This is a genomic window from Acidocella aromatica (assembly GCF_014201825.1).
GTDB lineage: Bacteria > Pseudomonadota > Alphaproteobacteria > Acetobacterales > Acetobacteraceae > Acidocella > Acidocella aromatica.
Window position 1 is genome coordinate 97,785 of record NZ_JACHFJ010000005.1, and the last position, 22,526, is coordinate 120,310.

Here is a 22,526-nt window from a genome sequence, read left to right on the forward strand (position 1 = left end):
AATGCCGGGTTAGCGGTTCCGCATGACCGCAGATCATACGTCCGACCTTGGCGCCTATGTGAGGAAGTTCCACCGCGCGAGCGTGCTCGTGGTGGGGGATGCGATGCTCGACCGCTATGTGTACGGCAATGTCACCCGCGTCAGCCCCGAGGCTCCCGTTCCCATCCTCACCGTCACGCGCGAGGTGGCGATGCCCGGCGGCGCGGGCAACGTGGTGCGCAACCTCGTGGCGCTGGACGCGGCGGCCGCCTTCGTCTCCGTGGTGGGGGACGACCAGGCAGGCTCCGAGCTGACCACGCTGGTCGGCGGGCAGGAGCGCGTGGAACCCTGGCTGCTGGTGCAGGGCGGGCGCACCACCACGCTCAAAACCCGTTACATCGCCCAGGGCCAGCACCTCATCCGCGCCGACCGCGAGGAGACCATCGCCCTGCCCGAGAAGCTGGGCGAGCGCCTCGTGCGCATCGCGCTGGACGCCATGGCCGCCACCTCCGTCACCGTCCTCTCCGACTACCACAAGGGCGTGCTGAGCGAGAGCGTGACCCAGCAGCTTATCGAGGGCGCGAAGAAGCTGGGCCGCAAGATCATCGTGGACCCCAAGGGGCGGGACTACACGCGCTATCGCGGCGCCGATGTCGTCACCCCCAACCGCAAGGAACTGCACGAAGCCACAGGCCTGCCGGTGGAGACCGAGGCGCAGATCGTCCACGCGGCGCAGAGCCTGCTGCATGACTTCAATTTCGGCGCCGTGCTCGTTACCCGCGCCGAGGACGGCATGACCCTCGTCACCGCCGACGCCGTCCGCCATTACCCCGGCGAGGCCAGCGAGGTGTACGACGTCTCCGGCGCTGGCGACACCGTGGTGGCCACCCTCGCCACCGCCCTGGCCGCCGAAACCCCGCTGGAGGACGCCGCCCGCCTCGCCAACATCGCGGGTGGCATCGTGGTGGGCAAGGTCGGCACCGCCGTGGCCCGCCCGGCGGACATCCTCACCGCCATCGCCCCGGCCACGGGCGCGCTGCGCAAGGTCGTCACCCCCTCCGCCGCCGCCGAGGCCGCCGAGCGCTGGCGCCTGCGCGGCTACAAGGTGGGCTTCACCAATGGGTGTTTCGACCTGCTGCACCCCGGCCATGTGCATTTGCTGGAACAATGCCGCGCCATGTGCGACCGCCTCATCGTCGGCATCAATTCCGACGCCTCGGTACAGCGCCTGAAAGGCCCCACCCGCCCGGCCCAGGGCGAGGCCGCCCGCGCCGCCGTGCTGGCCTCGCTCGCCTCGGTCGATCTCGTCTGCCTGTTCGAGGAGGACACGCCGATCGAGCTGATCAAGCTGATCAAGCCGGACGTGCTGATCAAGGGCGCCGACTATACCCGCGATACGGTCGTGGGCGCGGATCTCGTGGAAAGCTGGGGCGGCAGTGTCGCGCTGGCGCAGCTCCTGCCCGGCCACTCCACCACCGCCACGCTGGCCCGGCTGCGGGGGTAAGCCATGAGCGAGGTCGATCCCTGGCCCCGCCCGGTCCCCTCGCGCACCGGCCATTCCGGCGCGCATGTGGCGCTGGAGCCGCTGCACCGCCGCCATGTGGCGGAACTGGCCGAGGCCGCGCGCAACGCCGAGGCCAGTTTCACCTACATTCCCTACGGCCCCTTTGCCGACCGCAAGGCGCTGGAAGGCTTCGTTGCCGCTTCGTCCTCGCGGTTCGATGCCCTGTTCTGGACCATCCGCCCCGTCTCCACCGGCATGGCCTCGGGCTGGCTGAGCCTGATGAATATCGAGCCACAGAACGCCGCCATCGAGCTGGGCTCCATCTGGTTCTCGCCCCGCCTCCAACGCACCCGCGCCGCCACCGAGGCGATGTTCCTCCTCCTGCGCCACGCCGCCGAGGATCTCGGCTACCGCCGCCTGGTATGGAAATGTGATAATCGCAACGAGGCCTCGAAGGCCGCCGCCCTGCGCCTGGGCTTCACCTATGAAGGCCTGCTCCGCGCCCATATGGTGGTGAAAAGCCAGCGGCGGGACACCGCGATGTTCTCCATCCTGGCCGATGAATGGCCCGCAAGGCGCGACGCTATCCTCGCTTGGCTCTCGCCTGAGAATTTCGACGCGGGCGGCACCGCCATCCGCTCCCTCGCCTCATTCCGCGGTTAGGCGGGCGACCTCTTTCTTCAGCCTAGGCAGAACCTCCTCGCCAAACCAGGGGTTCTTCTTCTCCCAGAAATTGGTCCGCCAGGACGGGTGCGGCAGCGCCATGTACTTGCCCTTGGTTCCGGCACGCACATGCTCGGTCATGGTGCCCTTGCCCAGATACCGCTTCTGCGCGTAGCTGCCGACGAGCAGGAAGAGCTCCAACTTCGGCATCAGCGCCAGGAACTTATCGTGCCAGAGCGGGGCGCATTCCGGGCGTGGCGGGGCATCGCCCCCTTTGGGCAGCCGCCCGGGGTAGCAGAACCCCATGGGCATGATGGCCACACGCTTGGCATCGTAGAACACGTCCCGCCCGATCCCCATCCAGTCCCGTAACCGCTCGCCCGAGGCGTCGTTGAACGGGATGCCCGTCTCATGCACCTTGGTGCCCGGCGCCTGGCCGATGATGATCAGCCGCGTGGTTTTCGAGATCTGGAACACCGGCCTCGGCCCCAGCGGCAGATACGGCGCGCAGACGGTGCAGGCCCGCGCCGCCGCCGTAACCTCGTCGAACTTGCTCACCGGCCCTCGCGCCAGATGCGGCGTTTGGAAATCACCGCGACGATGCCGAGGAAGGCAAAGAAGATCACCGCGCGCAGGCCGATCTGGTGCCGGGTGGAGAGGTTCGGGTCCGCCGCCCAGGTGAGGAACTCAGCCACGTCCGCCGCCTCCTGGCTCTGGGTGGCGGCGGTGCCGTCGGCATAGGTTACGGCATTGTCGCGCAGCACGGGCGGCATGGCGACCTGCTCGCCCGGAAACGCCTTGTTGTAGAAATGCCCTGGCAACATCGTCACGCCATCGGGCGCCGTGGCATAGCCGGTGAGCAATGCGTAAATATATTGCGCCCCACCCGGACGCTGGGCCGCGATGGAGGAGAGATCCGGCGGCAGCGCCCCGCCAAAGGCCGACGCCGGCATGGCCGGATCCTTGAAGGGCGAGTCCAGCGTGGCCGCTGAGCCATCGGCCAGTTTCACCCCGGCGGCCACACCGGCCATCTGGTCCGGCGTCAGGCCCAAGGCCTCAAGGTCGCGGTAATGCAGGGCGTTGGCGGAATGGCAGGCGGCACAGACGGTCTGGTACACCAGAAACCCGCGCTGGGCGGCGGCTTTGTCGATACTGCCAAGCGGCCCGTCACTCTGGAAATGCAGCGGGGAGAGCGTGTCCTCGGCCCTGGCGTTACCGGCAACGGCGAGGCCAAGGGCCAAAAGCGGGGCGAAAAACCGGCGCATCATTTGGCCTCTATGGCGGTGACGAACGGGGTGAGCACCAGAAAATGGAAGAAATACCAGAAGGTGAACAGCACCAGCAGCAGGCTGGCCTGCGGGTAATTCCGCGCCGCCGCGGTGATGCCAAGCCCGATGACATCCGCCGCCAGCACCCAGGTGAAGACGCAGTACAGCCCGCCCTTGGCGCCAGCGGGGCCGGAGCGGTCGAGCCAGGGCAGCGCCGCCAGCACGGCCAGCGCGCCAACCACGCCGAGAATGCCACCCCAGATGCCCGGCAGCGCCTGGGCGATTCCGGCCAACGGCAGCAGATACCAGGGCAGAACCGTCCCCAGCGGCAAGGTGAGCGGGTCGGCTGGCAAGGCGTTCACCGCCGGCTGGCCGAGATGCGGTGTGAAAAACGCCAGCACCGAGAAGATGAGCGCGAACACCGCCAACGCCACCAGATATTGCGCCAGATAATAGGGGAAGAAGGCCACGCCCTGGCCCGGTTCGGCCCTGGGCACCACCGCCCGGCGTGCCGCGAACAGCAGCCACAGCACCGCCATCGCCCCTACCGCCAGCACGGCATGGAACAGCTCCAGCCGCGCCAGCGTGCCGCTCCCCGCCGGACCGCCGAAGAACCAGCCGCCGATCGCCCCCGCCGCGCCGGACAGCGCCAGCGCCCCGTTGGACGCCTTGAACAGCGACCAATAAGCCGCCGCCCCTCCGGTGAGCACAAACCCCAGCCAGCCGACCAGCAGCAGCACGGCCATCAGCTTCACCCCCAGCCCCCACACCAATTCGCCCGGCGCCCGATAGCCGCGCGTGAGCATGGCGCGGAACAGATACAGATACACCAGCCCGAACAGCGCGGTGGCGCCGGTGGCGTGGTAGGCCTGCACCAGCCAGCCATTATTCACCTCGTGCCCGATGAACCCCACCGAAGCGAAAGCGTGCCAGGGGTCGTAATACACCGCCAGCACCAGCCCCGAGAGCGTGAGGAAGGCTAGGAGAATGGCGGTCAGGCCGGGCAATGTGTCGAGATATTTGCCCTCGGGCTTATGCACCGGCGCGCACAGGCAGGCGCACAGGGCGCCGAGGCAGGGAATTTGTTTGGTTTCCGTGGTCATGATGCCCTCCCCTCAGCCCAGCCGAATTTGCGCGGCGTTGATGAATGTGAAGCGGGGAATGGCGAGATTCTTCGTCGCCGGGCCGGACCGCACGCGCCCCAGCGCGTCGTACTGGCTGCCGTCGCAGGGGCAGAGCCAGCCATCGTAATCGCCGCGCGGGTCGGATGGGTCATTACCCTCCAACGCGCAGGTTATGCCGGTGTTCAGCCCCACCACCACCACGTAATTCTGGTACGCGGCATTCACGCGCGCGGTGAAATCCGCCGGGTCGGGCAGCGTGTCCGTCACCACGGCCTGAGCGGCGGCGATCTGCTGGGCGGTGAGTTTGCGGATATAAATCGGCAGGCCGTTCCACTGCACCGTCTTGGCGGTGTTCTCGGCGATATCGGCGACATTGACGACCATACGGGCGCGGGACTCGCTCTGCGCGTCCGGGTTCAGCGCGTCCACCAGCGGCCAGAGAACGGCCCCCGCCGCCACGGCGCTCGCCGCCCCCGTGAGAATTGTGAGAAAGCCGCGCCGGGACTCAGTCCCCTGCCCGAAAGCCTCGGTAGCTGCTGTTTCAGCCATTGTTTTCTCCCCGGAGTGAAACTCCTGTATGCAAGGCATGAGGGCAAAGCCGAAAAATTTCAAGAGTATTCAAGAGTGGAAGCCGGGCGGGGAACATCTTAAGAGATGGACATGAGCATCCCCCCACCGCATGAGACACTGAAACCCCGCGCCGCCGCCTGGTTCGCGCAACTGCGCGACCGTATCTGCGCCGAATTCGAGGCCATAGAGGATCTGGCCGGGCCGGAGCCCGGACGCTTCGTCCGCACCGCATGGGACCGCCCAGGCGGCGGCGGCGGCGTGATGAGCGTGATCCGAGGCCAGGTGTTCGAGAAGGCCGGGGTGAATGTCTCGGTGGTGGAGGGCGAGTTCTCCGAGGATTTCGCCAAGCGCATCCCCGGCACCGAGGCTGGGGCGAAATTCTGGGCGGCGGGGATCTCGCTTGTGGCCCACCCGCGCAGCCCCAGAGTGCCGGCGGTGCATATGAACACGCGCATGATTGTGACGGCCAAGGGCTGGTTTGGCGGTGGGGGCGACCTTACGCCGCTGCAACCCGGCACGGCGGAAGCGGCGGAGGACGCGGCACTTTTCCACAGCGCCTACCGCGCCGCCTGCGAGCGCCACAACCCGGATTACTACCCGAAGTTCAAAGCCTGGTGCGACGAGTATTTCTACCTGCCTCACCGCAAGGAACCGCGCGGCGCCGGTGGCATTTTCTACGATTATCTGCACTCCGGCGATGCGGAGGCCGATTTCGCCTTCACCCGCGATGTCGGCGAGGCGTTCCTGGCCGCCTACCCGCCTATCGCAAGGCGGCGCTTTGCCGAGCCCTACACGCCAGCGGAGCGCGAGGCGCAGCTTATCCGCCGCGGGCGCTATGTGGAGTTCAACCTGCTCTACGACCGCGGCACGATGTTCGGCTTGAAAACCGGCGGTAATACCGAGGCGATCCTCATGTCCATGCCGCCGGAAGTGAAATGGCCCTAGAGACTCTTCTTTGATCCACCCTGGCGGCCGCCAGGGTGGATTTTTGCGGCAGCCTTACGGCGTAATACCAATCCCGCCAGGGGTGATGACGATGGACGGCACGGGCGCGACCACAACGGGCGGTGGCGCGTAATACACCGGCGGCGGCGCGACCCAGACCGGCTGCGGGCCGTAATAGCCGTAACCGGGGCCCCAGCCGGGATACCAATGCCAGCCACGGTTGCCATCCCAATAGCCATGGCCATGCCAGTCGCGGTAACCCTCGCGGCCATCCCAATGTCCATGGCCACCGTCACCGCCGTGCCAGCCACCACCGTCTCCACCATGCCAGCCACCACCATCGCCGCCATGCCAGCCACCGCCGTCGTGGTCATGCCATTCCTGGGCAAAAGCCGGGGCGGCGCTAAAACCCAGCACAGCGGCAAACGCCGCGGCGCCGAGCAGAGATTTAAGCTTCATGGGTGGAAACCCCTCCAATTCGATAATCCAGACATCGTCATTGCCCGAGGCGAGACCGGGGCGGAAGCAGGGCTAAAACATGGCATGCCAAAATTTAATTATATTTATTAAAATCATAAGGCTAAGTAAAAAACCTGTTGCGCAACGGTTCGCGTTCGGCCAACAATCAGCGGCGTCCAACTTCCTATCGCGGTCAAGGGTTTATCGTGCAGCGCCTCATAAAGTATCGTCTCCGCGCCATCATCGCCCCAGCCGTGTTCCTGGGCATTACCTATTACTTCGGCTGGAACGCGATTCACGGCAAAAGTGGGCTGGAGGCACAGCAGGTGCAGAAGACCGAGCTGGCCCAGGCCACGGCGCAATACCAGACCGTGCATGCCGAGCGTCAGGCCTGGCAGACGAAGATCGCGGATCTCTCCGGCCAGTCTATCCACCCGGACATGCTGGATGAGCAGGCGCGCGCGGTGCTGAACCTCGCTGATCCTGGCGATATCGTGATCGACCTCTCCACCGGCCGCGCCGCCGAATAATCAGTTTATTTTCGCAAAAGAGCGGAATGATGCGTGCGAGGCTGGCGCTTTGCACGCAATTTTGTTTCGCGCCTGTTTTTACCCCCTACGCAGAATGGCTAAATTAACCAAATTATGGTTAATTTGATTTTTTGCAGCGCAACAAGGCGGGTTTGGCAATTCGCTCTTTGCGCGGCGCAAAAATCTTGGCATAGGCGGCTTTAGATAAACTGTGCCAAAGGGAGCCCCCAGGACATGGCCGCAAGTCCCGAGAGAAGCCGCAAACCCCGCAAGAACGCTGAGTCGATGGACCGCGACGAGCTGCTCGCCGCTTATGGAAACATGCTGCTGATCCGCCGCTTTGAGGAAAAAGCCGGACAGCTTTACGGCATGGGCCTGATCGCCGGGTTCTGCCACCTGTATATCGGCCAGGAGGCCGTGGTGGTGGGCATGCAGCATTGTATCGGCGAGGGGGATGAGGTCATCACCTCCTACCGCGACCACGGCCACATGCTGGCCTGCGGCATGGACCCGAAAGGCGTGATGGCCGAGCTCACGGGCCGCATCGGCGGGTACTCCAAGGGCAAGGGCGGCTCCATGCACATGTTCAGCAAGGAGAAGGGCTTCTTCGGCGGACATGGCATCGTTGGCGCGCAGGTCTCGCTGGGCACCGGCCTCGGCTTCTCCAACTGGTATCGCGAGAATGACCGCGTCTCCCTCACCTATTTCGGCGAGGGCGCGGCCAACCAGGGCCAGGTTTACGAGAGCTTCAACCTGGCCAACCTGCTCAAGCTGCCGGTGGTGTTCGTTATCGAGAACAACCACTACGCCATGGGCACCTCGGTCGAGCGCGCCTCCGCCTCGCGCGATCTTTCGCTCAACGGCGTGCCCTGGGGCATGCCCAGCCTCTCGGTGGACGGCATGGACGTGCTGGCCGTGAAGGAAGCCGGCGCCGAGGCCGTGGCGCATTGCCGCGCGGGCAAGGGGCCGTTCCTGCTGGAGATGAAGACCTACCGCTATCGCGGGCACTCGATGTCCGACCCGGCGAAGTACCGCACCCGCGAGGAAGTGCAGCGCATGCGCGCCGAACACGACTGCCTGGACGCCGCCAAGGCCAAGCTGCTGACGCTGGGCATTACCGAGGCGGAGCTGAAGAAACTCGACGATGACGTGAAGGTCCGGGTGCAGGAGGCGGCGGATTTCTCGCAGACCTCGCCGGAGCCGAATCCGTCCGAACTATATACCGATGTGCTGGTGGAGGGCTGAGCCAAAATGCCGATCGATATCCTGATGCCCGCCCTCTCGCCCACCATGACCGAGGGCAAGCTGGCCAAATGGCTCAAGCAGCCGGGCGATGAAGTCAAATCCGGCGACGTGATCGCCGAGATCGAGACTGACAAGGCGACCATGGAAGTGGAAGCCGTGGACGAAGGCAAGCTGAGCGAAATCCTGGTGCCGGAAGGCACCGAGGGGGTTGCGGTGAATACCGTGATCGCCCGCTTGGCCGGTGACGGCGCTGCCGCCGCCCCGGCGCCCGCCCCTGCCCCGGTTGCCGCCGCCCCCGCGCCGGTTGCCGCCCCCAAGGCCCATGTTCCGGCCACACCGCAGGAGCCGGTGGAGAAGGATTGGGGCCCGACCAAGCCGATGACTGTGCGTGAGGCGCTGCGCGAGGGCATGAGCCTGGAAATGCGCGCCGACAAGGATGTGTTCCTGATGGGCGAGGAAGTCGCGCAGTATCAGGGCGCGTATAAAATCTCCCAGGGCATGCTGGACGAGTTCGGGCCGAAGCGCGTGATCGACACCCCGATCACCGAGCATGGCTTTACCGGCCTTGCCGTGGGCGCGGCGATGAACGGGCTGAAGCCGATCGTCGAGTTCATGACCTTCAACTTCGCCATGCAGGCGATCGACCATATCATCAACTCCGCCGCCAAGACGCTGTATATGTCCGGCGGGCAGATGGGCGCGCAGATCGTATTCCGCGGCCCGAACGGCGCTGCGGCCCGCGTGGGCGCCCAGCATAGCCAGTGCTATGCCAGCTGGTACGCGCATTGCCCTGGGCTGAAGGTCGTGGCCCCCTGGTCCGCCGCCGATGCCAAGGGGCTGATGCGCGCGGCCATCCGCGATCCGAACCCGGTGATCTTCCTGGAAAACGAGATCCTCTACGGCCACACCTTCGAGTGCCCGACCTCGGATGATTTCATCCTGCCCATCGGCAAGGCCAAAATCGAGCGCGCAGGCACGGATGTGACGATCATCGCCTTCTCGATCATGGTGGACACGGCGCTGAAGGCCGCCGAGGCGCTGGCCGAGCAGGGCATTTCCGCCGAGGTGATCAACCTGCGCACCATCCGGCCGCTGGATATCGAGACCATCGCCGCCAGCGTGAAGAAGACCAGCCGCGTGGTGAGCGTGGAAGAGGGCTGGCCGTTCGCGGGCATTGGCTCCGAGATCATCGCCACCGTGGTGGAAAACTGCTTCGACTGGCTGGACGCCCCGCCGGTGCGCGTGGCGGGTGTCGATGTGCCGATGCCCTATGCCGCCAACCTCGAAAAACTCGCCCTGCCGCAGCCCAACTGGGTTGTGGAAGCGGTAAAGAAACTGTTCTGAGCAAGGGAGGCGCAAATGGCCATTAACATTCTGATGCCCGCTCTGTCGCCGACCATGACGGAGGGCAAGCTCGCCAAGTGGCTGAAGCATGAGGGCGACGAGGTGAAATCCGGCGACGTGCTGGCCGAGATCGAAACCGACAAGGCGACCATGGAAGTGGAAGCTGTTGATGAGGGGTTCATCGGCAAGATCTTGGTGCCCGAGGGGACCGAGGGGGTGGCCGTGAACGCGGTGATCGCCATCCTCACCGCCACCAAGGGCGAGGCGCTGGACGCGCCCGCCGCCCCTGCCCCGGCCCCCGTGGCGGCTCCGGTTCCCGTGGCTGCCGCTCCGGCTCCGGCCGCCGCTCCCGTGGCGGTGGCGCATGGCGAGCGCGTGTTCGCCTCGCCGCTGGCCAAGCGCATCGCCAAGCAGGCGGGCATTGATCTGGCCAGCGTGAAGGGCACCGGCCCTGGCGGGCGGATTGTGAAGGCGGATCTGGCGGGCGCACCGGCGCACGCTCCGGCTCCCGTGGCCGTAGCGGCCCCTGCCCCGGTTGCGGCGGCGCCTGCTCCCGCAGCGCCCAAGCCCGCCGCCCCCGCGCCGGTCATCACCGCGCCGCACACCAAGCTTCCGAACTCGACGATGCGCAAGGTCATCGCCAAGCGCCTCTCGGAATCCAAGCAGACCGTCCCGCATTTCTACCTCACGGTGAACATCGAGCTGGACAAGCTGCTGGAGCTGCGCGCCGAGCTGAACGCCAAGTCGCCGAAGGACGGCCCGGGCGCGTTCAAGCTCTCGGTTAACGACCTCATCATCAAGGCCTGCGGCGTGGCGCTGAAGCGGCACCCGGGGGTGAATGCTTCCTGGACCGACGAGGCGATCATTCAATACGACGAGGTGGATATTTCCATCGCCGTCGCCATCCCGGATGGGCTCATCACCCCGATCGTGAAGGGTGCCGACCGGCTGGGTCTCGCCGCCATTTCCAACACGATGAAGGATCTCGGCGCGCGGGCCAAGGCGGGCAAGCTGAAGCCCGAGGAGTTCCAGGGCGGCGGGTTCTCCATCTCCAACCTGGGCATGTTCGGCATCTCCGAGTTCTCGGCCATCATCAACCCGCCGCAGGCCGCCATTCTGGCCGTGGGTGCTGGTGAGCGCCGCCCGGTGGTGAAGGGCGATGCCATCGTGCCCGCCACGGTGATGAGCGCCACACTCTCGGTCGATCACCGCGTCATCGACGGTGCGCTGGGCGCGCAATTCCTCGCCACGCTGAAGGGGCTGATCGAAGAACCCCTGAGCCTGCTTCTTTAACCGGAGGAACCGGAAATGGCTGACAATTTTGACCTGATCGTCGTTGGCGGCGGGCCGGGCGGCTATGTCGCGGCCATCCGCGCCGCGCAGCTGAAGATGAAGGTGGCCGTGGTCGAGGCCAAGCATCTGGGCGGCATCTGCCTCAACTGGGGATGCATCCCCACCAAGGCCCTGCTGCGCTCGGCCGAAGTGAAGCATATGCTCGACCATCTGCCGGAATTCGGTTTCTCGGCCGAGAATGTGAAGGTGGATTTGGGCAAGATCGTCGCGCGGTCGCGCGGGGTCTCCAAGCAGCTTTCGGGCGGCATCGCCCACCTGCTGAAGAAGAACAAGGTGACCGTGTATGACGGTTACGGCAGGCTGATGGGCGGTGGGAATCTCGCCGTCAACCGCGACGGCAAGCCCGTGGCCATGCTGCATGCGCCGCATATCATCCTGGCCACCGGGGCGCGGCCCCGGCAGATTCCGGGGCTGGAAGTCGATGGCAAGCAAATCATCTCGTATTTCGAGGCGATGGTGCCGGAGACCCTGCCGAAATCCCTGCTCATCATGGGCTCGGGGGCGATCGGCGTGGAATTCGCGAGCTTCTACCGCGCTTTGGGCACGGAGGTGACCATCGTGGAGATGCTGGACCGCATCCTGCCGGTTGAGGATGCGGAGATCTCGGGCATCGCACGGAAATCCTTCGAGAAGCAGGGGATGAAGATCCTTACCTCCGCCGTGGTGAAGAAGGCCGAGAAGGGGCCGGCTTCGGTGAAGGTGACAGTCGAGGTTGGCGGCAAGGAGCAGGTGTTCGAGGTCGAGAAGGTGATCTCGGCGGTCGGCATCGTCGGCAATGTCGAGAATATCGGCCTTGAGGACACTAAGGTGAAGGTGGAGCGCACCCATGTGGTGGTGGACGGCTTCGGCCGCACCGGGGAGCCGGGCGTGTATGCCATTGGCGACCTCGCCGGGCCGCCCTGGCTGGCGCATAAGGCCAGCCATGAAGGTGTGGTCTGCGTTGAGGCGATTGCAGGGCTCAACCCGCATCCATTCGAGACCTGGAACATCCCCGGCTGCACCTATGCCCGGCCGCAAGTGGCCAGCGTGGGGCTGACCGAGGCCAAGGCTAAGGAGGCGGGGCATGAAATCCGCGTCGGCCGGTTCCCGTTCATCGGCAATGGTAAAGCGATTGCGCTTGGCGAACCCGAAGGTTTGATCAAGACAATCTTCGACGCCAAGACCGGCGCGCTGCTCGGCGCGCATATGGTGGGCGCCGAGGTGACGGAAATGATCCAAGGCTATGTGATCGCCCGGCAGTTGGAGACCACGGAGGAGGAGCTGATGCATACCATCTTCCCCCACCCCACGATCTCGGAAGCCATGCACGAATCTGTGCTTGACGCCTACGGCCGGGCCATACACTTCTAGCCTCATGGCCACACGCATCGAAATCGACCACCGGGTCCGGCACCCTGAGAAACAAGGGCGGCCGGACAATCCGATCAGCCGGAAACCGGCCTGGATCCGGGTGAAGGCGCCCACCAGCGCCGTGTATCAGGAGACCCGCGAGCTGATGCGGGAGAAGAAACTCGCCACGGTGTGCGAGGAGGCCGCCTGCCCGAATATCGGAGAGTGCTGGTCCCAGCGCCACGCCACCATGATGATCATGGGCGAGATCTGCACCCGCGCCTGCTCCTTCTGCAACGTGTCCACCGGCCTGCCCGCCCCGCTGGATGCCGATGAGCCACGCCGCGTGGCCGAGGCCGTGGCCAAGCTGAAGCTGCGCCATGTGGTCATCACCTCGGTGGACCGCGACGACGTGCCCGATGGCGGCGCCGCGCATTTCGCCGCCGTGATCGCCGCCGTGCGCGAGGCCGCCCCCGGCGTGACGGTGGAGATCCTCACCCCGGACTTCCTGCGCAAGCCGGGTTCGGTGGGCGTGGTGGTGGCGGCCAAGCCGGATGTATTCAACCATAATCTGGAGACCGTGCCCCGGCTGTACCCGACCATCCGGCCCGGTGCGCGCTACTACCAGAGCCTGCGGCTGCTGGATGAGGTGAAGCGGATCGACCCGTCGATCTTCACCAAATCCGGGCTGATGGTGGGCTTGGGCGAGACCAAGTCGGAAATCGGCCAGGTGATGGATGATCTGCGCATCGCGGATGTGGATTTCCTGACCATTGGGCAGTACCTCCAGCCGACCGTGAAGCATGCGGCGGTGGACCGCTTCGTGACGCCGGAGGAATTCGAGGAACTGGCCAGCATGGCCCGCGCCAAGGGGTTCCTCCAGGTTTCGGCAACGCCGCTCACCCGCTCCTCCTACCATGCGGATTCGGATTTCGCGGCCCTGCGCGAAGCGCGGGCAAGGCAGCTTGTGGCGTGACCAAGTACTCCGAACAAAAGCTGGTGCCGTACACCCCGGCCCAGCTCCACGCTTTGGTGGCCGACGTGGCCAAGTACCCGCAATTCCTGCCTTGGTGCGTGGGGGCGCGGGTACGCAGCCATGTGGGGCATGAAATGGTGGCGGATCTGACCATCGGGTTCGGCCCGCTCCGCGAGAGCTTCACCTCCCGCGTGCTGTTCTTGCCCCCGGCGCCGGACGGGGCGCGGGCGATTCGCGTGCAGTACGAGAAGGGGCCGTTCAAGTATTTGCATAATAGCTGGGATTTCGCCCCGCACCCGGATGGCTGCGTGGTGGATTTCTTCGTGGATTTCGAGTTCCGCAGCTTTGTGCTGCAAAAGGCCATCGGCGCAGTGTTCACCGAGGCGGTGCGCATGATGGTGAACGCCTTCCTCAAGCGCGCACAGACCGTTTACGGCCCCCCGGCATTGACGGCATCGGCTAGCCCGGCGCCGAACGCGGCGGCCTGAGCCACCACCTCAATCGATCCAGACCAGCCTATGATAGTCGAATGATTGCGGCGTGTCCGGCTTGATTACGTAGAAAAACGGCGAGAGGTCGAAATCCCGCGGGGTGAATAGCCCGGTGTTGTAAATATGGAAGACCTCCGCCGCCTTGCGCGCCACCGCCGGAACAGTTGAAGGACCGGGGATTTCTGGCAGGATTGGGTAACCCACCATTTGGAAGCACTCGGCGACCAGGGTGGAGCAGATGGCGCGGGTCGGGTCGGCTGACCCGAGCGCGATGGCCCGGCGCCGCCAAGCGCGGGGCACCGGCAGCGGTACCATGTAGCGTGCCAGGTCGAACACGTGTTTCAGGTCGTATTGCCCCCCCAAGCGCGAGACGGCGTGAGCGATGATCTTGTCCGCATCCTCGTCTGTTAGATTGATCGGCCGGCAGATGCGCACATGGTACGGAACAAGCTCGTCCAGCTTGAAGCTGCGCACACCCTCGATGATATCCGCCTCGATGCATTCGCCCCCGCCGGCATAAAGCGCGGCGTGCGACCAGGTGGACTGGGTGAGATATTTTATGACGGTGGAAATCCGCAGATGTCCCTCCACCAGAATCACATCCGCCGGGCGCAACACATGGCGCAGTGTATGGAGATTTACCGGAAGCGCGGGCTCGACCGGTACCCGCTTAGTGAGAAACCGCGCGATGGCGCCGCCAATGAAGCGCCGCAGCCTGTTCATCCGGCCTTCTTCCGCGCCTTTGCCGGCTTGAGCAGCGGTTTGAGGAAACGCCCGGTATAGCTCTCCTCCGTCTGCGCGATCTGCTCCGGCGTGCCGGTGGCGATGATACGTCCGCCCCCTGCCCCGCCTTCCGGTCCAATATCGATGATATGGTCGGCGGTTTTGATCACCTCGAGATTATGCTCGATGACCACGATGGAATTGCCCGTATCCACCAGCGCGTGCAGCACCTCCAGCAGCTTGCGCGTATCCTCGAAATGCAGGCCGGTGGTGGGTTCATCGAGAATATACAGCGTGCGGCCGGTGGCGCGGCGCGCCAGTTCCTTGGCTAGTTTGATGCGCTGCGCCTCGCCGCCCGAAAGCGTGGTGGCCTGCTGGCCGAGCTTGATATAGCCCAAGCCCACGCGCGCCAGGATGCTCAGGCGGTCATGGATTTTGGGCACGGCGGCGAAGAAGGGCAGCGCCTCGTCCACCGACATGTCCAGCACATCGGCGATGGATTTGTTGCGGAACTTCACCTCCAGCGTCTCGCGGTTGTAGCGCTTGCCCTTGCAGGTGTCGCAGGTGACGAAGACATCCGGCAGGAAGTGCATCTCGATCTTCAGCACGCCGTCGCCCTGGCAGGCCTCGCAGCGCCCGCCTTTGACGTTGAAGGAGAAGCGGCCCGGCTTGTAGCCGCGCGCACGGGACTCCGGCATCTCGGCGAACCAGTCGCGGATGGGGGCGAAGAGGTCCGTGTAGGTGGCGGGGTTGGAGCGCGGGGTGCGACCGATGGGGGATTGGTCGATGTCGATGATCTTGTCGAGTTGTTCGAGCCCCTCGATGCGCTCATGCGGGGCGGGGACTTCGCCCGAGCCCATCAGGCGGCGGGAGATGGCTTTGTAGAGCGTGTCGATCACCAGCGTGGATTTGCCTCCGCCGGAGACGCCGGTGACACAGGTGAACACGCCGAGCGGGAATTCGGCGGTGACGTTTTTCAAATTATTGCCACGCGCGCCGACGATCTTCACCGCCCGCCCCTTTTGCAGCGGGCGGCGGGTGGGCACGGGGATGGAGCGGCGGCCGGAGAGGTAATCGCCAGTGATGGATTTCGGGTTGGCCTCGACTTCGTTCGGCGTGCCCTGGGCGATGACATGGCCGCCATTCACGCCAGCGCCGGGCCCCATATCGATGAGATGGTCGGCGGCGCGGATGGCGTCTTCGTCGTGCTCGACCACCAGCACGGTGTTGCCGAGGTTTTTTAGCCGGTTGAGCGTGCCGAGCAGGCGTTCATTATCGCGCTGGTGCAGACCGATGCTGGGTTCGTCCAGCACGTAGAGCACGCCGGTGAGGCCGGAGCCGATCTGCGAGGCGAGGCGGATGCGCTGGCTCTCGCCGCCCGAGAGGGTGGCCGAGCCGCGTGCGAGGGTAAGGTAGTTGAGGCCGACATCGAGCAGGAATTGCAGGCGGTCGTGGATTTCGCGCAGGATTCGCCTTGCGATTTCCAGGCGCTGCGGGGTGAGCGTGTCGGCCACCGTGTCGAACCACGCCTTGGCGTTGTCGATGGACATTTCCGCCACTTCGGCGAGGTTCTTGCCCGCCACCTTCACGGCCAGCGCCTCGGGCTTGAGGCGTGCGCCGTGGCAGGTGCCGCAGGGGCGCTCGGCGTGGTAGCGGGAGAGTTCCTCGCGCACCCAGGCGGAGTCGGTCTCCTTCAGCCGGCGTTCCAGATTGCGGATCACGCCCTCGAACGGTTTGGTGACGGTGTAGGCGCGGGCTGAGTCCTTATAGGTGAATTTCACCTCGTCCTTGGTGCCGTAGAGGAGTTTCTCGCGCACATCCTCGGGCAGTTTTTCCCAGGGCGTGGTCATGCGGATGCCGAAATGCTTGGCGAGCGAGGCGAGCGTCTGGTCGTAATAGGGCGATTGCACGCCGGACCAGGGGGCGATGGCGTTATTGTCCAGCGCGCGCTGCTCGTCTGGCACCACCAGATGCGGGTCGAAATAGATCTCGTGGCCCAGACCGTCGCAGACTGGGCAGGCGCCGTGTGGGGAGTTGAAGGAGAACAGGCGAGGCTCGATCTCCTCGATGGTGAAGCCGGAGACAGGGCAGGCGAAGCGGGCGGAGAACACGGTGCGCTCGCCGGTATCGGCGTCCTCGGCGTAGACGATGCCGTCGGTGAGGCCCAAAGCGGTCTCGAAAGAATCGGCGAGGCGCTGCTCGATGCCGGGTTTGACCACCACGCGGTCCACCACTGCCTCGATCTCGTGTTTCAGCTTCTTGTTCAGCGTGGGAGCCTGGTCCAGCTCGTAGAGCTTGCCGTCGATCTTGGCGCGGGTGAAGCCCTTGCGCTGGAGCTCGGCAAGTTCCTTCTTGTACTCGCCCTTGCGGTCGCGGATCACGGGGGCCAGCAGCAGCAGGCGCGTGCCCTCCTTCATCGCCAGCACGCGGTCCACCATCTGGCTCACCGTCTGGGCCTCGATGGGCAGGCCGGTGGCGGGGGAGTACGGCACGCCCGCGCGCGCCCAGAGCAGACGCATATAGTCGTGGATTTCCGTCACCGTGCCGACGGTGGAGCGCGGGTTCTTGGAGGTGGTTTTCTGCTCGATGGAGATGGCGGGGGACAGGCCCTCGATGGAATCGACATCGGGCTTGCCCATCAGCTCCAGGAACTGGCGGGCATAGGCGGAGAGGCTCTCCACATAACGGCGCTGGCCTTCGGCATAGATGGTATCGAACGCCAGGGAGGATTTGCCCGAGCCGGAGAGGCCGGTGATGACGGTGAGCTGCTCGCGGGGGATCTGGATGTCGATATTCTTAAGATTATGCTCACGCGCGCCGCGAACTGTGATGAACCCGGCACCTTTGTCTTCCGCCATGTCAGCCTCGATGTTCCCGCAATGTTCTTGTAAGATAGGGATTTGCCCGGCATAAAGCAAATATGGTTAAGCGGCGCGGGATGCGTTAAGCTTGATGATGATTTTTGGTTTAGGAGATCCGCGTGGCCGGTAGTGTGAACAAGGTTATTCTGGTGGGCAATCTGGGCAAGGACCCGGAAGTCCGCAACGCGCAGTCGGGCCTGAAGATCGTGAATCTCACCGTCGCGACCTCCGACACCTGGAACGACAAGATGAGCGGCGAGCGCAAGGAACTCACCGAGTGGCACCGCGTCGTCATCATGAACGACCGTCTGGGCGAGGTGGCGGAGAAATATCTGCGCAAGGGCTCCAAGGTTTATCTCGAGGGCAAGCTGCAAACCCGTAAATGGACCGACCAGTCCGGCCAGGACCGCTACACCACCGAGATCATGCTCGGCCGCTTCGGCGGCGAGCTGGTGCTGCTGGATAAGGCCGGTGGCAATGCCGGCATGGGCGGCGGGGATGATTACGGCGCACCCGCGCCGCGCGCCGCCGCACCGGCCAAGGCCCCGGCCCGCGCCGTGGGCGGCTGGGACACGCGCCCGGGCAATGATCTGGACGACGAGATTCCGTTCTAAAATTCCTCTTACCGACAAGAGTTTTTGGGTGCCGCCTTTTTGCAAAAAGGCGGCATTCTTTTTGCCACGATAGGCGGCGGGTTTTACCGTTCTGGAAGCATGAGATGAGCGAACAACCGGGCTCAAGCCCATGCCGGCATCGCCCCACCATGCAAGATGGTTGATCCAAAGCTGGGGAGCTTACGTATAAGCAGCATCAACCGGGAGAAACGGGATGCGAACTTGGCGGCTTTCATGCCTTGCTCTTACGGTGATCTTGGCACTATCCGCTTGCGCTTCACAACCCGCCGCGCCACTGGCGCCACAGCCACTGCGCAGCATTGATGAGGCACGGTTTTTCACTGGAAGATGGTACGAAATCGCCCGCACGCCAATGCAAATTACCAATGGCTGCGTGGCCGGAACGACGGATTATATCCGCGGCGCCAACGGGAAGCTGCGCGAGTTGGACGCCTGCCATATGAACACGCCAGCGGACGAGGAAAAATCCATCCAGGGGCCGGTGACCATCCTGAATCCCGGCGAGAATAATAAGACACTGGTCAACTACCGTCTACTTTATGGTCTGATCACCATCTCACGGACTTATTGGATTACCGACCATGGCGTTGATTATGATTGGTTTATGTTTACCGATCCCGGCTTCAAGAACATCTCGATCTTCACGCGTACGCCGCGCCCCAGTTCGGCCGATGTGGCAAAGCTGACAGCGCGGGCACGGGCGCTGGGTTATGACACCACCAAGCTTGAATACCCCACCGAATTTCCGTCAGGCGCCGACTAACGGGCGCGCCCCAGTCCTGTTCAACCGGAGCAAAAAACCGTAAAGCGGCAGCGGATTTTAGCGTTCTGGGAGCATCAGATGAGCGAGACGAAGCAGCCGGTGATCGGCATTATCGGCGGGTCGGGGCTGTATAATATCGAGGGCCTGACCGATACGCGCTGGGAGAAGGTGGAGACGCCCTGGGGCGCGCCCTCCGACGAGCTGCTGATCGGCCAGTTCCACGGCACCAAGGTGGTGTTCCTGCCCCGCCACGGGCGCGGGCATAAGCTCTCGCCCTCCAGCCTCAACTACCGCGCCAATATCGACGCGCTGAAGCGCGTGGGGGTGACGGACATCATCTCCATGTCTGCTGTCGGCTCGCTGAAGGAAGAGCTGCCGCCGGGGCATTTCGTCATCGTGGACCAGTTCATCGACCGCAGCTTCGCGCGTGAGAAGAGCTTCTTCGGGCCGGGCTGCGTGGCGCATGTCTCCATGGCGCACCCCACCTGCGCGCGCATCGGCGACGCGCTGGAGGACAGCATGAAGGCGCTGGGGCTGAACTATACACGCGGCGGCACGTATCTGGTGATGGAGGGGCCGCAATTCTCCACCCTGGCCGAGAGCAACCTGTACCGCAGCTGGGGCTGCTCGGTGATCGGCATGACCAACATGCCCGAGGCCAAGCTCGCCCGCGAGGCGGAGATGGACTACGCCACCGTGGCCATGGTCACCGACTATGATTGCTGGCACGAGGACCACGACGCCGTGACGGTGGATCAGGTGGTGAAGGTGCTGCTGGGCAATGCCGACAAGGCGCGCTCGGTGGTGAAGGAGGTGCTGCCGCGCCTCTCCGCCCCGCGCCCCGTCTGCCCGCATGGCTGCGACACGGCGCTGCAATACGCGCTGATCACCGCGCCGGAAGCGCGCGACCCGGCGGTGCTGGAGAAGCTGAAGGCCGTCGCCGGACGGGTTCTGTAATAAGAGTGATTCGTGGGGGCTTTTTGAAAAAAGCCCCCACACCCCTAAAAACTTCTGTTAGTTTTTCTTTTCCAGCATTTTTACCAGCATGTGCAGCGTCCGGTTTACGGGGACCGGGATGCTTAGTGCCTCACCCTGGCGCACCACATAGCCGTTTAGATAATCAATCTCCGTCGGCCGCCCGCGCGCCAGATCCTGCGCCGTGGAGGAACGCTGCTCGGGCATAAGTACCGCGAGTTGGCTTACCACCTCATGCATGTCGCCCGGCACTGTCACACCCAGCCGCGAAGCCACGGTTAGGCATTCATCCACCACATCCCGCAGTACCCGTTCCGCGCCGGGGAAGTCCGCGAAGCGACCGTAAGGCATCTGGGCGATGGCGGAGATGGCGTTGTACGCGCAGTTCAAAATTACCTTGCTCCAGAGCGCGCCCTGCACATTGCTGGAAATCTCGGTGGGAATGCCGGCGCGGGTGAATAGCTTGGCCAGAGCTAGGTGACCGCCCAGCACCAGACGGCCGCCGCCATGGTGGCGGACATGCCCCGCCCCCGCCATGTCCGTGCCGACATAGACCACCACCGGGATTACGCCACGGCCCAGCGCCGCCTGTAGCCGCTCGGCATTGTCCACGCCGTTTTGCAGGCTGAGCACCAACGCGTCAGCCCCCAGCACTGGGCGCAACGCCCTGCCCGCTTCCTCGGTATCGGCGGATTTCACGCAGACCAGCACCAGTTCGGCATCAAGCGCGCCCTCGGCCTCCGTGCTCGCTTGCACGGGCACGAACACGCTCTCCCCGGCGCGCTCCAGGCGCAGGCCGTCGCGGTTCATCGCCTCCACATGCTGCGGGCGGCCGATCAGCGTCACCTCATGCCCGCCCAGCGCCAGCAGCGCGCCGTAATAACAGCCGACGGCCCCGGCTCCCATGATCGCGATCTTCATACCAAGCACTATGCCTTGGGCCCAGCGCGCAAAAAACCCCGGCAGGTTGCCCTGCCGGGGTTTTTCAGTTGGCCTGACGGCCGGTGATTACTCTTCGGTCTGCTGGTTACGGCGGCGGATGGCCGCACCCAGGATGTCGCCCAGCGAGGCGCCCGAGTCGGACGAGCCGTAATCGGTGATCGCTTGCTTGTCCTCGTCGATCTCCTTGCCCTTGATGGTGAGCTGCAGCTTGCGGGCAGCGCGGTCCACCGCGGTGATCTTGGCATCGACCTTGTCGCCAACGGCGAAGCGCTCGGGGCGCTGCTCACCCTTGTCGCGCGCCAGTTCGGCGCGGCGGATGAAGCCGGTCAGCACATCGTCAACCTTCACTTCGATGCCGTTGCTCTGCACGGCGGTCACGATGCAGGTGACGATCTGGTTCTTGTGGATGCGATCCAGCACGCCAGCGGCCGGGTCGACCTCAAGCTGCTTGATGCCGAGCGAGATACGCTCCTTCTCCACGTCCACGTCCAGCACCTTGGCCTTGACGACCTCGCCCTTGGCGAACTTCGCAATGGCCTGCTCGCCGGTCTCTTCCCAGGAGAGGTCGGACATGTGGACCATGCCGTCGATCTCGGCGCCAACCGCGATGAACAGACCGAACTCGGTGATGTTGCGGATTTCGCCTTCGACGATGGAGCCGATCGGGTGCTCGTCCTGGAACTCTTCCCAGGGGTTGCGCTGAACCTGCTTCAGGCCCAGCGAGATGCGGCGCTTGGAGGCGTCCACATCCAGCACGACCACTTCCACTTCCTGCGAGGTGGAGACGATCTTGCCCGGATGGACGTTCTTCTTCGTCCAGGACATCTCGGAAACGTGCACCAGACCTTCGACGCCCGGCTCCAGCTCCACGAAGGCGCCGTAATCGGTGATGTTGGTGACGCGGCCGGAGACCTTGATGCCGGGCGGGTACTTGGCTTCCACGCCTTCCCACGGATCGGCCTCAAGCTGCTTCATGCCAAGGCTGATGCGCTGGGTCTCGGGGTTGAAGCGGATGACCTGCACCTTGACCGGCTGACCGATGGTCAGGGCCTCGGCCGGGTGGTTGATGCGCTTCCAGGCGATGTCGGTGACGTGCAGCAGGCCGTCCACGCCGCCGAGGTCCACGAACGCGCCGTAATCGGTGATGTTCTTCACCACGCCGTCCAGGATCTGGCCTTCCTTCAGGCCGTGGATCAGCTCGGAGCGCTGCTCGGCGCGGGTCTCTTCCAGCACCGCACGACGGGAAACGACGATGTTGCCGCGCTGGCGGTCCATCTTCAGGATCTGGAACGGCTGGGAGACGCCCATCAGCGGGGCGACGTCGCGCACCGGACGGATATCGACCTGCGAGCCGGGCAGGAACGCGGTGGCGCCGCCGAGATCGACAGTGAAGCCGCCCTTGACGCGGCCGTGGATCACGCCGTTCACGCGGGTCTGGGCCTCAAAGGCCTTCTCCAGCTGGGTCCAGGACTCCTCGCTGCGCGCCTTCTCACGGGACAGCACCATCGCGCCGTCCTTGTCCTCGTAGCGCTCAATGAAGAGATCGAAGACGTCGCCGGCGTTCACTTCCGGCTTGGCGCCGATCGGGGCGAACTCGCGCAGGGGAACGCGGCCCTCGGACTTGAGGCCGACATCGACAATCACGAAATCGTCGTCGATCCGGAGCACCTTGCCGGAAACGACGGAACCCTCGAAGCCGCCGCCGGCGCCGAGGGAGGAATCGAGAAGAGCAGCGAAGTCATCGGCGCCGGCATAGGCCGGGGCGTCGGAATGACGGAGGGCTTGGGAAGAAGAAGCCATGTGGCTGGAAATGTCCTTAAACATACGGGCGATACGGCCCGGTTGGG

22 protein-coding genes are annotated in these 22,526 nt (G+C 64.7%); 13 read left to right on the forward strand and 9 right to left on the reverse strand.

Annotated features, from left to right (window positions below; translation table 11 throughout):
* The first annotated feature begins 22 nt into the window (after positions 1 to 22).
* Positions 23 to 1,483, forward strand: a complete 1,461-nt coding sequence (rfaE1, locus tag HNP71_RS07560; RefSeq protein WP_183266277.1) for a D-glycero-beta-D-manno-heptose-7-phosphate kinase — start codon at positions 23 to 25, stop codon at positions 1,481 to 1,483.
* 3 nt (positions 1,484 to 1,486) lie between these two features.
* Positions 1,487 to 2,146: a GNAT family N-acetyltransferase gene (locus HNP71_RS07565; RefSeq protein WP_183266278.1), complete on the forward strand. Its 660-nt coding sequence runs from the start codon at positions 1,487 to 1,489 to the stop codon at positions 2,144 to 2,146.
* Here HNP71_RS07565 and HNP71_RS07570 read toward each other — a convergent pair.
* Genes HNP71_RS07570 through petA form a run of 4 tightly spaced genes read right to left on the reverse strand, consistent with a single transcriptional unit; the run spans position 2,132 to position 5,087 of the window.
* Positions 2,132 to 2,704 carry a uracil-DNA glycosylase family protein gene (locus HNP71_RS07570; protein WP_343062354.1) on the reverse strand — a complete coding sequence of 191 codons (573 nt, stop codon included), beginning with the start codon at positions 2,702 to 2,704 and terminating at the stop codon, positions 2,132 to 2,134. The two genes, HNP71_RS07565 and HNP71_RS07570, sit on opposite strands and share 15 nt — an antisense overlap.
* A complete protein-coding gene (locus HNP71_RS07575; RefSeq protein WP_183266279.1) occupies positions 2,701 to 3,414 on the reverse strand; it encodes a cytochrome c1 in 714 nt (237 codons plus the stop codon). The genes HNP71_RS07570 and HNP71_RS07575 overlap by 4 nt, the downstream gene beginning before the upstream one ends.
* On the reverse strand, positions 3,411 to 4,517 hold the full coding sequence (locus HNP71_RS07580) for a cytochrome b N-terminal domain-containing protein (RefSeq protein WP_183266280.1): 1,107 nt from the start codon (positions 4,515 to 4,517) through the stop codon (positions 3,411 to 3,413). Before HNP71_RS07580 ends, HNP71_RS07575 begins: the two co-directional genes overlap by 4 nt.
* Positions 4,518 to 4,529: 12 nt before the next feature.
* A complete protein-coding gene (gene petA, locus HNP71_RS07585) occupies positions 4,530 to 5,087 on the reverse strand; it encodes a ubiquinol-cytochrome c reductase iron-sulfur subunit (protein WP_183266281.1) in 558 nt (185 codons plus the stop codon).
* Between the two features lie 111 nt (positions 5,088 to 5,198).
* Between petA and hemF the strand changes: the two genes are divergently transcribed.
* Positions 5,199 to 6,053: an oxygen-dependent coproporphyrinogen oxidase gene (hemF, locus tag HNP71_RS07590; RefSeq protein WP_183266282.1), complete on the forward strand. Its 855-nt coding sequence runs from the start codon at positions 5,199 to 5,201 to the stop codon at positions 6,051 to 6,053.
* A gap of 54 nt (positions 6,054 to 6,107) precedes the next feature.
* On the opposite strand, the gene HNP71_RS07595 is transcribed toward hemF, so the two are convergent.
* Positions 6,108 to 6,512 (reverse strand): hypothetical protein, encoded by a 405-nt coding sequence (locus HNP71_RS07595; RefSeq protein ID WP_183266283.1) that lies wholly within the window; start codon positions 6,510 to 6,512, stop codon positions 6,108 to 6,110.
* Between the two features lie 206 nt (positions 6,513 to 6,718).
* Here HNP71_RS07595 and HNP71_RS07600 point away from each other — a divergent pair, with 206 nt between their 5' ends.
* The 7 genes from HNP71_RS07600 (at position 6,719) to HNP71_RS07630 (ending at position 13,777) form a co-directional block, all read left to right on the forward strand.
* On the forward strand, positions 6,719 to 7,042 hold the full coding sequence (locus HNP71_RS07600; protein WP_183266284.1) for an FtsB family cell division protein: 324 nt from the start codon (positions 6,719 to 6,721) through the stop codon (positions 7,040 to 7,042).
* A 285-nt stretch (positions 7,043 to 7,327) separates the two neighbouring features.
* Positions 7,328 to 8,287 carry a pyruvate dehydrogenase (acetyl-transferring) E1 component subunit alpha gene (gene pdhA, locus HNP71_RS07605; protein WP_183266329.1) on the forward strand — a complete coding sequence of 320 codons (960 nt, stop codon included), beginning with the start codon at positions 7,328 to 7,330 and terminating at the stop codon, positions 8,285 to 8,287.
* Positions 8,288 to 8,293: 6 nt separating this feature from the next.
* Positions 8,294 to 9,631, forward strand: a complete 1,338-nt coding sequence (locus HNP71_RS07610) for a pyruvate dehydrogenase complex E1 component subunit beta (RefSeq protein ID WP_183266285.1) — start codon at positions 8,294 to 8,296, stop codon at positions 9,629 to 9,631.
* Between the two features lie 15 nt (positions 9,632 to 9,646).
* Positions 9,647 to 10,924 (forward strand): pyruvate dehydrogenase complex dihydrolipoamide acetyltransferase, encoded by a 1,278-nt coding sequence (locus tag HNP71_RS07615; RefSeq protein ID WP_183266286.1) that lies wholly within the window; start codon positions 9,647 to 9,649, stop codon positions 10,922 to 10,924.
* A 15-nt stretch (positions 10,925 to 10,939) separates the two neighbouring features.
* Positions 10,940 to 12,334, forward strand: a complete 1,395-nt coding sequence (gene lpdA, locus HNP71_RS07620) for a dihydrolipoyl dehydrogenase (RefSeq protein WP_183266287.1) — start codon at positions 10,940 to 10,942, stop codon at positions 12,332 to 12,334.
* A 4-nt stretch (positions 12,335 to 12,338) separates the two neighbouring features.
* Positions 12,339 to 13,289, forward strand: coding sequence for a lipoyl synthase (gene lipA, locus HNP71_RS07625; protein WP_183266288.1), 951 nt, complete (start codon positions 12,339 to 12,341; stop codon positions 13,287 to 13,289).
* Complete coding sequence (locus tag HNP71_RS07630; RefSeq protein ID WP_183266289.1) at positions 13,286 to 13,777, forward strand: SRPBCC family protein; 492 nt, start codon at positions 13,286 to 13,288, stop codon at positions 13,775 to 13,777. Before lipA ends, HNP71_RS07630 begins: the two co-directional genes overlap by 4 nt.
* 9 nt (positions 13,778 to 13,786) lie before the next feature.
* On the opposite strand, the gene HNP71_RS07635 is transcribed toward HNP71_RS07630, so the two are convergent.
* Together HNP71_RS07635 and uvrA are read right to left on the reverse strand one after the other, a co-directional pair.
* A complete protein-coding gene (locus HNP71_RS07635) occupies positions 13,787 to 14,503 on the reverse strand; it encodes a C40 family peptidase (protein ID WP_183266290.1) in 717 nt (238 codons plus the stop codon).
* Positions 14,500 to 17,361 (reverse strand): excinuclease ABC subunit UvrA, encoded by a 2,862-nt coding sequence (uvrA, locus tag HNP71_RS07640; RefSeq protein WP_183266291.1) that lies wholly within the window; start codon positions 17,359 to 17,361, stop codon positions 14,500 to 14,502. The genes HNP71_RS07635 and uvrA overlap by 4 nt, the downstream gene beginning before the upstream one ends.
* A gap of 122 nt (positions 17,362 to 17,483) precedes the next feature.
* Between uvrA and ssb the strand changes: the two genes are divergently transcribed.
* From ssb to HNP71_RS07655, 3 genes are all read left to right on the forward strand, one after another.
* Entirely contained in the window at positions 17,484 to 17,978 is a 495-nt protein-coding gene (gene ssb, locus HNP71_RS07645; RefSeq protein ID WP_183266292.1) for a single-stranded DNA-binding protein, read from the forward strand.
* Positions 17,979 to 18,234: 256 nt separating this feature from the next.
* Positions 18,235 to 18,762, forward strand: coding sequence for a lipocalin family protein (locus tag HNP71_RS07650; RefSeq protein WP_183266293.1), 528 nt, complete (start codon positions 18,235 to 18,237; stop codon positions 18,760 to 18,762).
* A gap of 78 nt (positions 18,763 to 18,840) precedes the next feature.
* Positions 18,841 to 19,719, forward strand: a complete 879-nt coding sequence (locus HNP71_RS07655) for an S-methyl-5'-thioadenosine phosphorylase (RefSeq protein WP_183266294.1) — start codon at positions 18,841 to 18,843, stop codon at positions 19,717 to 19,719.
* Between the two features lie 57 nt (positions 19,720 to 19,776).
* Here the strand turns inward: HNP71_RS07655 and HNP71_RS07660 are convergent, their stop codons facing one another.
* Entirely contained in the window at positions 19,777 to 20,658 is an 882-nt protein-coding gene (locus HNP71_RS07660; protein ID WP_183266295.1) for a ketopantoate reductase family protein, read from the reverse strand.
* Positions 20,659 to 20,745: 87 nt separating this feature from the next.
* Positions 20,746 to 22,479, reverse strand: coding sequence for a 30S ribosomal protein S1 (rpsA, locus tag HNP71_RS07665; protein ID WP_183266296.1), 1,734 nt, complete (start codon positions 22,477 to 22,479; stop codon positions 20,746 to 20,748).
* Positions 22,480 to 22,526: the final 47 nt, after the last annotated feature.